The sequence below is a fragment of the Mesorhizobium sp. M7A.F.Ca.MR.362.00.0.0 genome (assembly GCF_004023175.1).
Taxonomy (GTDB): Bacteria; Pseudomonadota; Alphaproteobacteria; order Rhizobiales; family Rhizobiaceae; genus Mesorhizobium.
Map to the genome: position 1 here is coordinate 15,411 of NZ_RZTF01000016.1, position 12,904 is coordinate 28,314.

16 protein-coding genes and 1 pseudogene are annotated in these 12,904 nt (G+C 57.6%); 5 read left to right on the forward strand and 12 right to left on the reverse strand.

The annotated features are described in order from the left end of the window. The coding region (locus EOC06_RS41655) for a UDP-galactopyranose mutase (RefSeq protein WP_281062022.1) at positions 1-736 on the forward strand (736 nt) is incomplete at its 5' end. 75 nt (positions 737-811) lie between these two features. On the opposite strand, the gene EOC06_RS04240 is transcribed toward EOC06_RS41655, so the two are convergent. After that, positions 812-1,978: a beta-glucosidase gene (locus EOC06_RS04240; RefSeq protein WP_128307168.1), complete on the reverse strand. Its 1,167-nt coding sequence runs from the start codon at positions 1,976-1,978 to the stop codon at positions 812-814. Positions 1,979-2,442: 464 nt separating this feature from the next. On the opposite strand from EOC06_RS04240, the gene EOC06_RS04245 reads away from it, so the two are divergent. After that, entirely contained in the window at positions 2,443-2,823 is a 381-nt protein-coding gene (locus tag EOC06_RS04245; protein ID WP_164898457.1) for a hypothetical protein, read from the forward strand. Positions 2,824-2,973: 150 nt separating this feature from the next. On the opposite strand, the pseudogene EOC06_RS04250 reads toward EOC06_RS04245, so the two are convergent. The 4 genes and pseudogenes from EOC06_RS04250 to EOC06_RS04265 form a co-directional block, all read right to left on the reverse strand. Further along, positions 2,974-3,797: pseudogene (locus EOC06_RS04250) on the reverse strand (Ku protein). A gap of 573 nt (positions 3,798-4,370) precedes the next feature. Then, on the reverse strand, positions 4,371-4,580 hold the full coding sequence (locus EOC06_RS04255; protein ID WP_127266476.1) for a hypothetical protein: 210 nt from the start codon (positions 4,578-4,580) through the stop codon (positions 4,371-4,373). A gap of 139 nt (positions 4,581-4,719) precedes the next feature. Then, a complete protein-coding gene (locus tag EOC06_RS04260) occupies positions 4,720-4,893 on the reverse strand; it encodes a hypothetical protein (RefSeq protein WP_127266475.1) in 174 nt (57 codons plus the stop codon). A gap of 340 nt (positions 4,894-5,233) precedes the next feature. Then, the gene (locus EOC06_RS04265) at positions 5,234-5,539 is read right to left on the reverse strand and encodes a hypothetical protein (protein WP_127266474.1); all 306 of its coding nucleotides are present in this window, start codon (positions 5,537-5,539) and stop codon (positions 5,234-5,236) included. Between the two features lie 1,095 nt (positions 5,540-6,634). Here EOC06_RS04265 and EOC06_RS04270 point away from each other — a divergent pair. The 3 genes from EOC06_RS04270 to EOC06_RS04280 all read left to right on the forward strand — a co-directional run bounded on the left by EOC06_RS04270 (position 6,635) and on the right by EOC06_RS04280 (position 8,096). Further along, entirely contained in the window at positions 6,635-7,369 is a 735-nt protein-coding gene (locus EOC06_RS04270) for a Crp/Fnr family transcriptional regulator (RefSeq protein ID WP_127331628.1), read from the forward strand. A 19-nt stretch (positions 7,370-7,388) separates the two neighbouring features. Next, positions 7,389-7,625, forward strand: coding sequence for a hypothetical protein (locus tag EOC06_RS04275; RefSeq protein WP_127266472.1), 237 nt, complete (start codon positions 7,389-7,391; stop codon positions 7,623-7,625). A 231-nt stretch (positions 7,626-7,856) separates the two neighbouring features. Then, positions 7,857-8,096 (forward strand): hypothetical protein, encoded by a 240-nt coding sequence (locus tag EOC06_RS04280; protein WP_164898455.1) that lies wholly within the window; start codon positions 7,857-7,859, stop codon positions 8,094-8,096. Between the two features lie 3 nt (positions 8,097-8,099). Here the strand turns inward: EOC06_RS04280 and EOC06_RS04285 are convergent, their stop codons facing one another. The 7 genes from EOC06_RS04285 to EOC06_RS41660 all read right to left on the reverse strand — a co-directional run bounded on the left by EOC06_RS04285 (position 8,100) and on the right by EOC06_RS41660 (position 12,667). Continuing rightward, positions 8,100-8,288 (reverse strand): hypothetical protein, encoded by a 189-nt coding sequence (locus EOC06_RS04285; RefSeq protein ID WP_127296097.1) that lies wholly within the window; start codon positions 8,286-8,288, stop codon positions 8,100-8,102. Positions 8,289-8,893: 605 nt separating this feature from the next. Continuing rightward, a complete protein-coding gene (locus EOC06_RS04290; RefSeq protein WP_245469324.1) occupies positions 8,894-9,850 on the reverse strand; it encodes an NAD(P)/FAD-dependent oxidoreductase in 957 nt (318 codons plus the stop codon). A gap of 97 nt (positions 9,851-9,947) precedes the next feature. Further along, a complete protein-coding gene (locus EOC06_RS04295) occupies positions 9,948-10,232 on the reverse strand; it encodes a hypothetical protein (RefSeq protein WP_127318130.1) in 285 nt (94 codons plus the stop codon). 298 nt (positions 10,233-10,530) lie between these two features. After that, positions 10,531-10,764, reverse strand: coding sequence for a hypothetical protein (locus EOC06_RS04300; RefSeq protein WP_128307170.1), 234 nt, complete (start codon positions 10,762-10,764; stop codon positions 10,531-10,533). A gap of 256 nt (positions 10,765-11,020) precedes the next feature. Further along, the gene (locus tag EOC06_RS04305; protein ID WP_127266467.1) at positions 11,021-11,242 is read right to left on the reverse strand and encodes a hypothetical protein; all 222 of its coding nucleotides are present in this window, start codon (positions 11,240-11,242) and stop codon (positions 11,021-11,023) included. A 9-nt stretch (positions 11,243-11,251) separates the two neighbouring features. Further along, positions 11,252-11,452 (reverse strand): hypothetical protein, encoded by a 201-nt coding sequence (locus EOC06_RS04310; protein WP_128307171.1) that lies wholly within the window; start codon positions 11,450-11,452, stop codon positions 11,252-11,254. Between the two features lie 723 nt (positions 11,453-12,175). Next, positions 12,176-12,667, reverse strand: coding sequence for a hypothetical protein (locus EOC06_RS41660; protein ID WP_245469325.1), 492 nt, complete (start codon positions 12,665-12,667; stop codon positions 12,176-12,178). Positions 12,668-12,904 lie beyond the last annotated feature (237 nt).

Sequence of the window (12,904 nt, forward strand, 5' to 3'; positions counted from 1 at the left end):
CGTCAGCACCGTGGGACGCGAGCTCTACGAGAAGTTCTTCCGTGGCTATACAAGGAAGCAATGGGGCGTCGATCCGAACCAGCTGAGCAAATCAGTGACGGCACGAGTGCCGACCAGGACCAACCGCGATGACCGCTATTTCAGCGACAGCTTCCAGAAGATGCCTGCCGGCGGATACACGAGGATGTTCGAGCGCATGCTCGATCACCCGAACATCAAGGTCATGCTGCAGACCGACTTCCGCGAAATTCGTGACAAGATACCATTTAACCGCCTGATCTATACCGGCCCGATAGACGAATATTTCGGCTGGCAGCTAGGGCGTCTTCCTTATCGTTCGCTCCGTTTCGAGCACGTCACACTCGACCAAGAGCAGTTTCAGCCGGTTGCCGTCGTCAACTACCCCCAGACGGAAGATTACACCCGCATCACCGAATACAAACATTTGACCGGCCAACGGAGCGTGCGGACCAGCCTGACATACGAATATCCCACCGATATCGGGGACCCGTACTATCCGGTGCCGCGGGCCGAAAACGAAGAGCTCTACAAGCGCTACGAAGCGCTCGCCGCAACCTGTCCCGACGTGTGGTTTGTCGGCCGCCTGGCAACCTACCGCTACTACAACATGGATCAGGTGGTCGGGCAGGCCTTGGCAACCTTCGCACGCATTCAAAAGAGCGTCCCGGAATGGGCGGGCGTGGTGAATGCGTCGTTGGCCGAAGGGGCGCTGTAGCTCCCCCACCTGGACCCAGGAGCATCGGCGCGGGGCCGACAGGCGCTCGCGCAGTCCCTCGTGCAGCTCATGTGTTTAACGCGTCGGGTTCGCCGCGAACAAAGCTTGCTGGCGGGCCAATTCGTCCGCGACGGGCTTGCGGATGTGTCGGCTGCCGTCCGCCTGGACGACTGAAAACAATCCCACTTCCGCATGCCGCGAATTGTCCCAGCCCGGATAGGCGGTTACCGGGTAAAGGCAGATACCTTCGATCGGGGCTTTGAGGCTTTCTGCGGCACGCACCTCGTCGCAGACATAATGGAGCCAAGCCGGCCCGCCAGACCCCTCGGAGCCGGTCTCGGCGATGAACATAGGCTTGCTATATCGATGCGCGACTTCGATCAGCATCTCCGATAGGGCACGGTACTCGTGATGCCCCATCGGAATCGTCGGCCCGTTTAGGTACCACTGATTGTGTGGATAAAAATTCAAGCCAACGACGTCGACGGCATCTTCGCTCCCACCCAGCTCAGGTTCGGCCCGGCCCAGCAGCATGTCGTAAGCTTCGAACTGTCCCTGACGGGCATTTTCGGCCCGGCGCCGTTCGGTGCGGGTCCGGTCGCGAGGAGCGATGTGGATAAGCGGCTCGGCCCAGACGAATCTGCAAGCGGGATCGACCTCCCGCATCGCGCGAACGCCGGCTATTGCTGCTTTCACGAGGTGCCGCTTGAACCAACCCCGCTTCTTCGGGCCGACGCGCGGAAAATAGCCGACCTCAACAGCCCAGGCGAAAAACGAAATTTCGTTGATCGGGCACAACAGAGGCGCTGTACCGGCGATTGAACGATGAACCCTCACAGCTTCCGCGGCGAACGAGGCATAGGCATCGATGAAATGCATCGACCCCTGATCAACATGGTCGGGAGATCCGTAGTGGAAGATGTCCCAGATGATCTGGACACCTGCCGATTGCGCTGCTTCGACCATCGGCGTCCAGCTTGACCAGTCATAGGTTCCAGGAGCGGTTTCGATGAGGTGCCAGCGCAAGCCGTCGCGGATGGTCCGAAGACCGAGTTCGGCGCAACCGCGGTAGTCGCCCAGGGCATGCAAATAATGCGACGTCGCGCGGATAAGATCGAGGCGAACGCCGTCCTTGCGCCGGTGCGACGAGCACTCGAAGCCAGCCATGAAAAAACTGGCGAACGGCGACGTGCCCGTAATCGAAGTCACCTCATTGCCTGCGCTGTGTCCTGCTTCGCTCATGCGAAGTCTCCTAGGGCATTTGGGCTCAATCTCGGCTGCCGAATGCAGATCGGGAACAGCCATAGCAATCCGGCAGCCGTCTCTCATCCGTCAGGCTGCACATTAGTCTTGTGCTTAACGGGATGGTACCAAACCGGATGGTCGAGCCTTTGTTCCCGATCGAACCCACCGGAGGCCAGACAGCAGCCAGGGAAGAAGCTGGCAAGGGAAGTCGGGGGGCGAGGCACACAGCCGTCATCGGATCATCCACCGCTCCGACGAAGGCAAGGAACAGTACGTTCAAATTCGACTTTCCGACATCGATCATGCCAGGCGAGAGGATCGCAGCGACGTCGCCTGGAGTATCGCAGGAGCCGCTCCGCCGATCTTTCCCGGTAAAGCCCGTCATTCGCTTCAAGCGGGAACATTGGTTGCCTCCACAAGTTTGATCGCCATAGCAATGGCCGCAGCGGGCGGGCGCACAGATGAGACATCTGGTCAAAGATATCCTGATCGAGATCGCTGAAATGCTTCCGGCCATCACTCAAAAGGGCGAAAATTCGGCCGAAGCACTGCCCGTCCATGCGCCGAACTTCCCCCACGATCTGGAGCCGGTGATCCGGGCAGACCCTTCCTACCGAGTGCCATCGCAACGCACCGACGATCGGCATGAATCAGTCGCAGTCCCGAGCAAGCCGCAAGCTGTATGGGGGGATATGGCGCCGGAGGTGATGATCGTACCTTTGCCAGTCACTGTAGATGAAGGCACGGTCAAGGCTCACGCCTCCGACGGGCAGCATGCACGGCGTCGAGTGCCGAGCGAACGGCTTCAACGTTTGAGGCGTGAGGCTGGGCTCACGGCCTGAAGATCAGCGGCCGTTGGCCCTGCGCCAGTTCATCGCGCATTGCTTCGGCGCCGGCATCGACTTTGCTCACAGCCAGTCCGCCGCCTAACCTAGCACTGCAATTGCACTGGTTCTTTTGAGCACCGCAGCGATGGTGATCGCTATCTTTGACTATGCTGATTTGCGGCTCTTGGTTTTTGGTCGGGCTTGGGCGATGCCTTCCTTCGCAAGGCTCTTTCGGAGAACTGAGGCCAAGTCGACCACGTTCTCCTTGGGTTTCGGCGCTGGTTTCGGCGGTTTTTTTCTCTTGCGCTTGGCGTCGATCATGGCAATCAACGCATCCTCGTAAGTGTCCTCGAATTTCGAAGGATCGAACTTCGTTACCTTCTTGTCGATGAGAAGCTCCGCGATTTCCAGCAACTCCGAATCGAATTTTGGGCTTTTCACGTCATTGAAGACGGTGTCTTCCGATGTCATCTCATTGTGGGTCCGTAGCTCGGTCAGCAACATCCCCTTTCCAAGGGGCTGTATCAACACTTCGCGCCCGCGCTGATAGAGTACGACGCAGGAGCGTGCCGCAACGCGCTTCTTGGCCATCGCATCGCGCAGGACGGCAAAGGCCTCCAGAGAGGCACCGTCTGCCGGGATCAAATAGTATGGTTTCTCCAGAAAACGTGTGTCGATCTCGGCAACCGGAACGAAGGAATCGACGTCAAGTGTATGCTGCGACGTCAGTTTCAGTTTCTTTATCTCGTCCGGCTCGACGTGAATGAAATCACCCTTGTCCGCCTCATACCCTTTGATCTGATCCTCGGCTTCGACAACATCGCCGGTCTCTTCATCGACATAGGCGCTTTTGACGGGTAAACCGTCCTTGCGGTTCAAAATCTTGAAGTGGATCTTGGATGCCTCACTTGTGGCACCAACTATCTTCACCCCGCATGACACGGAACGACCCTCAGAAAGCCCTTCCACACCGCGCGTGGCGCAACCATGCCGTTTCTCCTAGACCTCGATCTCGGCACAACGTCAGGCACACGGTTCTGTTCCGCGACGTGCGCCGGCGTCTTTCCACCCGATCGCAGGAGCAGACGTTGCTTTCACAAGCACACGAGGTGCTCAAGGGTGCTTCAAATGCATCGGAGCTCTGGCTCAGTGCGACAAAAAGCGTTCGCGTAAGGGAGTCGGCAGGATCAAGCGGACCAAGCTCGGGTTGAGTGACCGTGCCGACCTTAACTGGACACAAGCGTGGGCCGAATGACCTGACGCATACGCTACCGGCACAAGGGAAATGCTACAATTAAGCCTGGAGGACTTGTTGTGAACATGGCGCTATTATACCCGAGTTGCAACGGTAATCACGTTCCCGGACCGAATAGTATCACGGCGAAGCCGTGCTACTCTGGCGTCCCAAGCCCTGCCAACTATTCCCCGTAGGTCATCGGCCGATTCCTCCAAGACATAGCAACTCAGTCGACATTCCGCCCGCAGGATCTCCCCTTGCGCAGAAAGCTCCTTGTGCTGGCGAATAAGATCATCCAGGCGGTCCAGATAAGGTGCGCGGCTCATCAGCCTTCACCCCGCAGCATCTCTTCGAAAGTAGCTTCATCGAAGTAGGCTCCGGAGTGCTGGAACAGCCACATCAGACGGGCGCTCAGTGCCTCGGCCTCGACGCTGCCTTCTGCTAGCGCACGCTCTTTGCAGGCCCGCTGAAACACCTGCTGTAGGAGGGCGAGTTCTTCGGGATTTGCAACGCCGATGGTAGCGGGAGCGGTCATGGCTTCCTCCGTTGGGGCGGAAGCATGTTCTTCGCTCACAGCCGGCGGTGCCCTGAAACTACCGCCGATGAGAGTAGACTACGCTCATATTGGCGAGAGTCGATTGAATAATAATTTAGTCACGACAGGCAGGAGCATTCTAATGCCGCTCTTTCAAAAATCGGGCTTCACGAAGCAGCGAATTCCAATCCGTGCCGATAAGCTTGATCAGACCGCGCGCATCCGGCTCCGAAATGCCGACTTCTTCAGACAAACGTCGGGCAAGCAATTGCTCATTGCCCTTCTTCACACGGCCGTCGCCATCCTTTTTCATTGGTTCCTCCTTGGGAAGCCAACTTACGGAATGACCTTTCGTTTCATGGAATAAGAAAAAAGCCCGCCGTCCCATTAGCGGCAGCGGCGCGCCGTCCCTGGGATAATGGGACTCGCTGGGGTGTTGGTTTCCCCTGCTGTCGCGGGCGGTGCAAAGCAGGTGCCACCTGGGGTGAACCAACACGGCACACCTCGAGGGCGACTCGCCGCGAAACGACAAGACCTTGGTCTGGTATCGACCCGCCGTGCCGACCTAGCACGACGGGCGTTCGAGAGCGGCTACACCCTGAGAGTCGACCCCTTTGCATCAATCTGGAACAGGGCAACAGTTCCAAGACACGTCAGCAGCCTTCCGTGGTCTTTTTCATCTGGCCAGGAGCAGCCGAGTTAGCATCGGTATCCTGTTGACCTGGCGCGGCCTGCTTGGCGCTGCCAGTTTGTTGACCTGGAGCGCAGTCCTTGGCGGAGTTCGAGTTAGAGTTCGTTCCACTCGTGGTGGTCGAATCCGTTCCCTGATCGGTCGTAGTGCTCGGCATTGTCTGGGTCGTCGAGGTCGACGATCCGCCTGTGGTCGTGGTGGTCGATTGCGCAACAGCGAGGCCAGTTGACAGTACCATAATGGCTGAAGCCAAAAGAACCTGTTTCATGATCAACTCCATATTGGAATGTCCCTTCGGTACCGAACTTCGCTGCGAAAAGACGGTTCCAAGAAAAATTCGCAATCGCACGCACCTCACGTTTGGACGGGCCCGCACCACTTGCGCGCGTCGGGGCGAGCGTCAGCGGGTAAGCGACCTAGCCCTTGGATCGACCTTTCTTGAATGATTGCGAAGCCTTGGCTTCGGCAGCAAGGCGTTGTTCTCGAAGTCGCGCAGTTTTTGTATCTCGCGCCTCTCTCTCGGCCGCGTTAGCAATCTTTGCCTCACGGTCTGCGCGCTCCAATCGGTCTTTGTCGACGCTTCGCCGGGACACATTGGCCTCCTACCAGAAGACCGTTGAATTTACAGTTTGCTAAAATGTTCCCCGCGATACGGCATGTTCCACGCAATGTGGCGGACTTCCCGGCCCGGGGAACCAGCAATGCAAAAGCCCGCTACCGGGAGGCAGGGGCCTTGAGAGACAGGTAACTTGGAGAAGGGCCGGCCCAACAAGCTTCCTTTGTAGTACCGATCAGTGCGGCCTTTAGTCAGTCGGCCCCGAGCTGAGGGGCGATGAGCCGGGCGAAGCCCTCACCGCCGACAGTCGCTCACGCTTGTCAAAATGAGCCTCCTGATAGGTCTTCTTCATTCGCTATCTCCCTTCGGCTATCGCATAATCACATATCGCGTTGCCTCGGCTTGGGTGCGTGTCAATCGCAAGCCAAACGCGAGATGGCCAAGGGATTATCACCCCTTTCTGGCCTGCCGCATTCTTTCTTGTGGCTTGTGCGGAATTCTCGCGGGCTCAACGGAGCTGGAGCCCCTGATGTGACGTCAAAAATTCGAACCCAGCCTATGTCATAGGTTAATGCGCGGCTCGGGCGGCTCCCTTAAGGGTGCGGCATATTCACGTCGGGAGCGTTGCCGCACCCCAAGCGAGCAACCGAACGGGCCTCAACCCTCTGGCGCTGGGCACTGAGGTCCTGGGTGCGTTCGCGTCTTGAGTTCCCAACTGCCGACCATCAGTCCGGCGCCTCTTTACGGCTACCCGGAACTTTTGAAGCGAATGCAAGTTCGATAATCAACATCAGCTAGGTAGCCAATTTGTCACCCACCTCATCCTTGGATGTACTTATTCGCAAGCTCCAGAGCATCTCGGATCTCCGAGAGGGCGATATCGAGGTTTTGAAAGGCATCCAGATTCAGGAGAAGGATTTTTTGGCCAACTACGACCTGGTGCGTGAGGGTGACCGCCCTGTCAATTCGTTCGTGGTTTTGGATGGCCTGCTCGGTTCAACCAAACTTACCGGCGATGGCAAACGGCAGATTACATCCTTCTTTGTGGCTGGAGATATTCCCGATCTGCACGGACTGCATCTGTCGGTCATGGATTGCAATTTTACGACCCTGACAGCAGCCAGACTGGGCTTCATGCGACATGACGCTCTTCGCGCCATTTGCGAACAGCATCCTCGAATCGCGACGGCTTTTTGGCGGTCGACGCTGATCGATGCAGCGATTTACAGAGAATGGGTAACGAATGTGGGAAGACGCGAGGCCTATACGCGCATGGCTCACATCTTGTGCGAACTGATCTTTCGCTTGCGCTCGGTTGGACGCATCCAGGATCACGTCGCGGATCTTCCCATTACCCAGGCAGCACTTGGCGATGCATTGGGCTTGTCTACAGTCCACGTCAACCGAATGCTTCAGGAACTTCGACGTAGGGGCCTCATCGCCACGACGGGGTCAAGAGTGCATGTTCTTGATTGGCCCGGCCTCACTCGTGCAGGTGATTTCGACACGACCTACCTGCACCAAAGGAACCCCGCAGCTTAGTGGTGACGGAAGCTCTCGGATGGCACGATTTTTCTTTGATAGTGGCGATCACGACGTGGTCATCGAGGACGAAATCGGCATCGAATGTGCCGGTCTGGAGGAGGTGCGCCGCGCGGGCTTCGAGGGCCTTATCGACCTTACGAGAGATGTGCTTACCGAGGTGGACGGGCAGCAAGTATTTGTTGAAGTGCGGAACGAAAACGGCGACAGGATTCTGAGGCTGAGCATCTCGCTTCAGATCAAGTTGATGAGATGACGTGCCTGACTTGCTACGTCAGAATGCTGCCGAGTGCCGGCACATCGAATGGCATGAGCGGCGAGGAACGCCGCGTGATCGGACTATCGCCCGAAGATGCCGCCGCCATTTCGACCGGCGAACAAGCTCGGGTTCCCCCACATGGAAAAAAACCGGCAAGGCACAGCAGCAGGTCATGGCCCGTCTCATACATGGCCCATCCGACCGATTTTTAATCGGTGTCGCGTATTTTTGTACGAAGTTCTGGAACGCGCATTCTCAGCGCTCGTTCATGTTGTCTCAGCAGTGGGTGTCGACGTGCAAAGAAAAGCGAATGCAAGCCGGGTTGCGAAAGGCCAGGAGCTTGAGGTCGAACATCTTGTCGAGGTCACGGAAATTGACCCCAGGCAGGCCCGAACGCTGCTTCGCAAGCATGGAGCCGATTGGCCGAAGCTCAAAGACGAGGCGGAAGCTCTGAAGAAGGAAGACTAGCCGTCACCGTCCCAGCGGTTGGCGAGAAAGCTGTTCCAGCTCATCCTCATCCGTGATTCCCGCTTGGTAGTAAGCCAGAATACGTGATGCGCGCCGTTCCCTCTCGGTTGCGGTTTCGTTTTTAATTTTGCTGCGTGCGAAGACGCGACTGAGCAGGGCAAGTTCTGATGGGGTGAAGGCGTCTCTGTGCATCGCATCTCAACTCCCGTGCGTCACCGTCTCTAGAGGGGCCGAGACGGGCTGAAGCTTGATTGCAGCCTCTGACGCCGGCCAACAAGAGATCGCAGAACGGGTCGTCCGGCGCGCGCTAACGCTGGATAAGAAAGAATGTTCCGCGCGTTTTTCGGACACTAAACAAAGAAGCTCGTCCGGACCGAGCCAGCAACGGCCTTTTACCGGTTTACGTGTGATCTCCTTCAACTATATCCGGAAAACCTCTTCCTTGACGGGAATTTCTGGGCTTTCTGTGCGTTGCAGTTGAGAAATGGCACTTATGATCTTGGACAGAAAGAATGGCTTGGCGAGCCGAGTTGCTACAGCCACGAAAGCCCGCCCCGGACAAAGCCGAGACGGGCCGAAGCTGCTTCGACAGCCTCAAGGCCCAGACAATGAGGGAGGATTGTAGGCCTGCAGCCAAACCTCGTACCGCAGTGAATGTTCCGCGGCTGTAAACTGTCGCTGGGAGTATCATGATCTTTCGGGGATCGACATTCTCGGCCAGTTACTCCTTGTCGGCCGGGTCGAGACGTTGATACGCGCCATCAAGGCAGCCAAGAGCTCGATCAGCCGCGTGATCTTCATGTCCGTTGAGAAGGCTGATCTGCAAATCCAGTCCGCTCGGCGCTCTCAAGCTCTCTATGGGCATGCGACGCGGCAATGGCAGCCTGTCCAAAAGCGACGGCTATCTGGTTCAACGCTTTGACAACGTCACCAACGGCGTACATGCCTTGGATGGAAGTCTGCTGATGCTCGTCGACTGTGACATAGCCCTCTTCACAACATCTTGCGCCTACCGCCTCGGCGAGTTGAGAACGTACCTTGCACCCCAGTGCCAGATAAATGGCATCGAAGCGGGATGACGTCCCATCTTTTAAAATCGCCTCGCAACCGTCTGCTGTCGGGCAGAGCGTATCGAGGGCGTCACCGATGACTATGCCTCTTGCCCTCGCCGCACGACGAGTGCTGGGCGAAAAGTCGGATGCGTCGCTCCCAAGCATCGTTATGAGCGGTGTAAACCGACTGAGGAAAATGGCCTCTTTAAAGGCTCTCTCGTCGTGCCCGATGACCGCAATCTTCTGGTCGATCGCCTCATACCCGTCGCATACAGGGCAGAGTCGAACGACACCTGCGGCAATTGCCTCGCGTAGACGCGGAATGACAGGTGTCGTGTCGGTGATCCCTGTCGCCACAAACACCTTGCGTGTCCGGATTGCGCCGACCGAGGTCTCAGCGACGAACCCCCGATAGGCAGCGGCGAGGGAATAGACCTGCCCTCCAACCAGAGTGGCTCCATACAAGGTGGCGTGACGTCGAAGGCGATCCAGAATTTCGGCTCCACTTATCCCTTCGGGAAGGCCAGGGCAGTTATGGCTCGTTGGGATCAAGGCGGCACGAGGATCGCCGGCATCGATCACCAGCACGCGATGGCGAAAACGGGCAAGATATTGAGCGGCGGTCAGTCCCGCCGGCCCGCCTCCAACGATCAGGACATCTTCGGTCTCGGCGGTCGGTCGGCTGACGTGTCTGTCGTGCATGGTGCGGCGCATCACCGGCGAACGATTTGGTTCGTGCAATGTTCAAAGGGCGGTCTTCGGGACATCTGCTCGATGGCAACAGCGTAGAAACCAGGCTTCAACCCGATCGCAAGACGCCAGGCTCCTCTGTTTCCTTGAGCTCTTCCGTATCCTTGGGCGCGGCGACCAGATCGTGGAATCCGAGAGTAGCGACGAGATAGCCTGCCTCATCATAAACCTTCGTCACCCAACTGGTCGGGTCCACGCCATCGACAATTCCGTCGAGCATGGCCTCCTTGGCAGTGCGCTTCGCCTCTCTGACAGCCTCATCTCGATCAGCCATATCGGCAAAGATTGCAGGCTGCGACATGCCCTCGATAAACTCGAAGCGAAATTTCGGCATTAGCCGCTCCAGTCATTGTGCCAGCGGATCAAACATTTCTGGCAGGTTTGACCTCAACGCGGCGGTGTCGAAAAGGATGCAGCGGGTGTGCGCGTGACCATCAAACCTCAGGCAGCGTTGCTGCCTCCCATCTCCCACTCGTGCTACTTTTCCAGCACGCTACGCTCGCAGCTCTGACGATGGCGAGGTGGCGGAGATGCAGAAGTCTCCGCGAGATCGTGTGGCATCGTACGCTGAAGACGCTCGCAAGTCGCCGTTGAACGCCGCGCCGTGGATCGTGGACTGACGGTAAGAAGGACTAGCCGACCGCCAAGACCGGCCTCTTTCGCAGCCGCGCCCGCATGATGACAAGCAGAACCGTTTCATCTTCCATGCCACTCTGGAACAATTTTATAAGCTCGGCAGCAATCTGCTCGGCGTTGTAAGAGATCAGTTGAATCTCTGCTTCCCCGCAAAGCTTCTTTAGGACCGATTCCAGCAATCTCAACCCTTCAGGATAGATAGGTTGATCACTGGCGGTGTCGTAGGTCATGTACGCCCCTTTGACTCGACTTAAATCAAGGCCGCAGATGCTGGGCGGCAAGCCCATGCATGACTCGTTTCTGGGAAGAGGTCATTAACCTATGCAAGTTCGAGCATGGCGCCGGATTCACGAACTGCAGGGGGGATGAACCAACAAAGGGCAGCATGTGCACGGATCGAGCTGGAGCAAGTCGTGAAAGCCCCTGCGCCAGGCCTGTTAAGTCCGGACGGTGTTCCTGCATGGTGCTGTAGGCGAGCGAGAGAGCCTAAAAGAATTCAATCACCTTACGGCTCCTCTTTTTGAGAGCCGGGATGGGTTTGCGATGCATTCGCGGCTGCGCCGGCGGTGACTTCACCGGATGCTGTGCAAGCCTTGCTTGTCTCAGCCGCGCCGTCTTCTCGGCGCGTTCGGCTCGTTCAGCGTCCAGCATCTCTTGGCTGATACGTTTGGCGCGGTCGTATCTTTCCTTGTCGTGATTGCGAGTCACGGACACCTCCTAGCCAGCAACAAAAATCCTGCGAACCTTTTTGGTGACACGCGGCTTGCGTTGGCTGGGACCGGGCGTGATGGCTTGTGCGAGGCGACCCTCCTTCAACCGCGCCGTCTTGGCGGCGCGCTCAGCACGTTCCTTGTCGATAATGAGTGCTGCAGCTAATGTGGTATTCTCGTTGCGACCGTCATGATTGATCCGCGGCATCTCAGTGCCTCGCCCCGATTCTTGTCGCCCGTAGTGCCATTTTGCACCTGCGTCCCGCCCTAAACTGGTCTATCGCCGCTTTGATTGAGGTTTCGGTTGCATGTTCCGGTTTCTCGCCCGGCTGGTGGTTGTCGGTGGGAGCTTGTGTGATGGCCATCTTTGTTCTCCTACGAGGCCGAACTTCGATATGACACAAGTGTTCCAAGGCAACTCGCAAGCTGCAGGGCTATTTTCGATGTAGGGGCATGCGCGGATGCTCAGGCGCGTGATCGGAGCATTGTGTTGGAGGGCCGTAGCTGGAACTATGAGAGCGCAGATAGCGTGGTCGCCTGAACATGAACGGCGGCCTTCCCCCCTCTCGCAAAAAGCTGTCAGCGCGATATTGTTACCAGGAGCAAAGGAGCCCGGTGTCGACGAGAACTTTTCTCGCGACGAGATCGTTCAGACTTTGCTGCAGCACAGGGCCCCCGCAAGCGCATCAGCTCGGTATTGTAGGGAATTCGGGCGTTAGGGCCGTTGAACCGCTACGGGTGTGTCAGTAGCAAACTTACAGACAGCCGCAGGTCCAAACGAGCAGCACCGTTCCAAGCGCATACGGGACCAGAAGCAAACCTATCGTCACCCAGAAAGCTGGCTCTGCCAAGGCGGCCATGTCCTTGCGAAACTGCTCCATAGGGCTACCCCGGCAACTTCGACAAACGAATAGAGCTAATCTGGTAAGGCCTACGGCCCGCTTTTGGCATCTTCGACCTCCAGCGCATCCATGAGGGCTGCCACGTCGGTGGGTTCGCCATCGGCGTCACCATGCACGCCAGTTCGGGCGTTCTTTAGCGCTTGCTCGATCGCATCTTCAATGTTTCCGAGCTCGTCCTCACGCACCTCGCGACCATAACCGGCCGCTTCGGCATCCTGCTCGAATTGCTGGACCAGCACGGCGAAGCTCACTTCCTCTTTGCCAGCAAGAGTGCCGACATTCTCCTGCAGCCAGGTTTCAAAAAACTCTTTGGTCGCGTTCATCGGATCACTCCTTCGCCGGATTAAGCGCGGCGGCGATCCGAAGTTCCGCAATGCCGTCACTTTCCCAATCAGCAAGGGGATATGCTCATGGTGGGCTTGGCTGGTAATCCCGAAAATTCGTCTGCGCGGTGCTGGCTCCGTACCGGGAGCAAGGCCGCCGGATGAGTTCACGCCCACCGAGCGCTCGTCGATCCGCATGCTCTTCGATCGGTCTGCATGGAACTATTGCCCGCTCGGTTGCGCAAGGCTGCCCCGGCGGTGGTTGTTCGCCTTCCCGCTATTCTATCCCGACATTCCGGATTGTATCACCTCATCGGCCGACAACCGGTCAGACATCGCTGCACTGTTGGTCTGGTCCATCCCGAACTGAGCGACCTGAATCATCATAGCCTTGGCCTTTGCAATGAGTTGGTCGTCGGGAAGAGTATGCCCGGC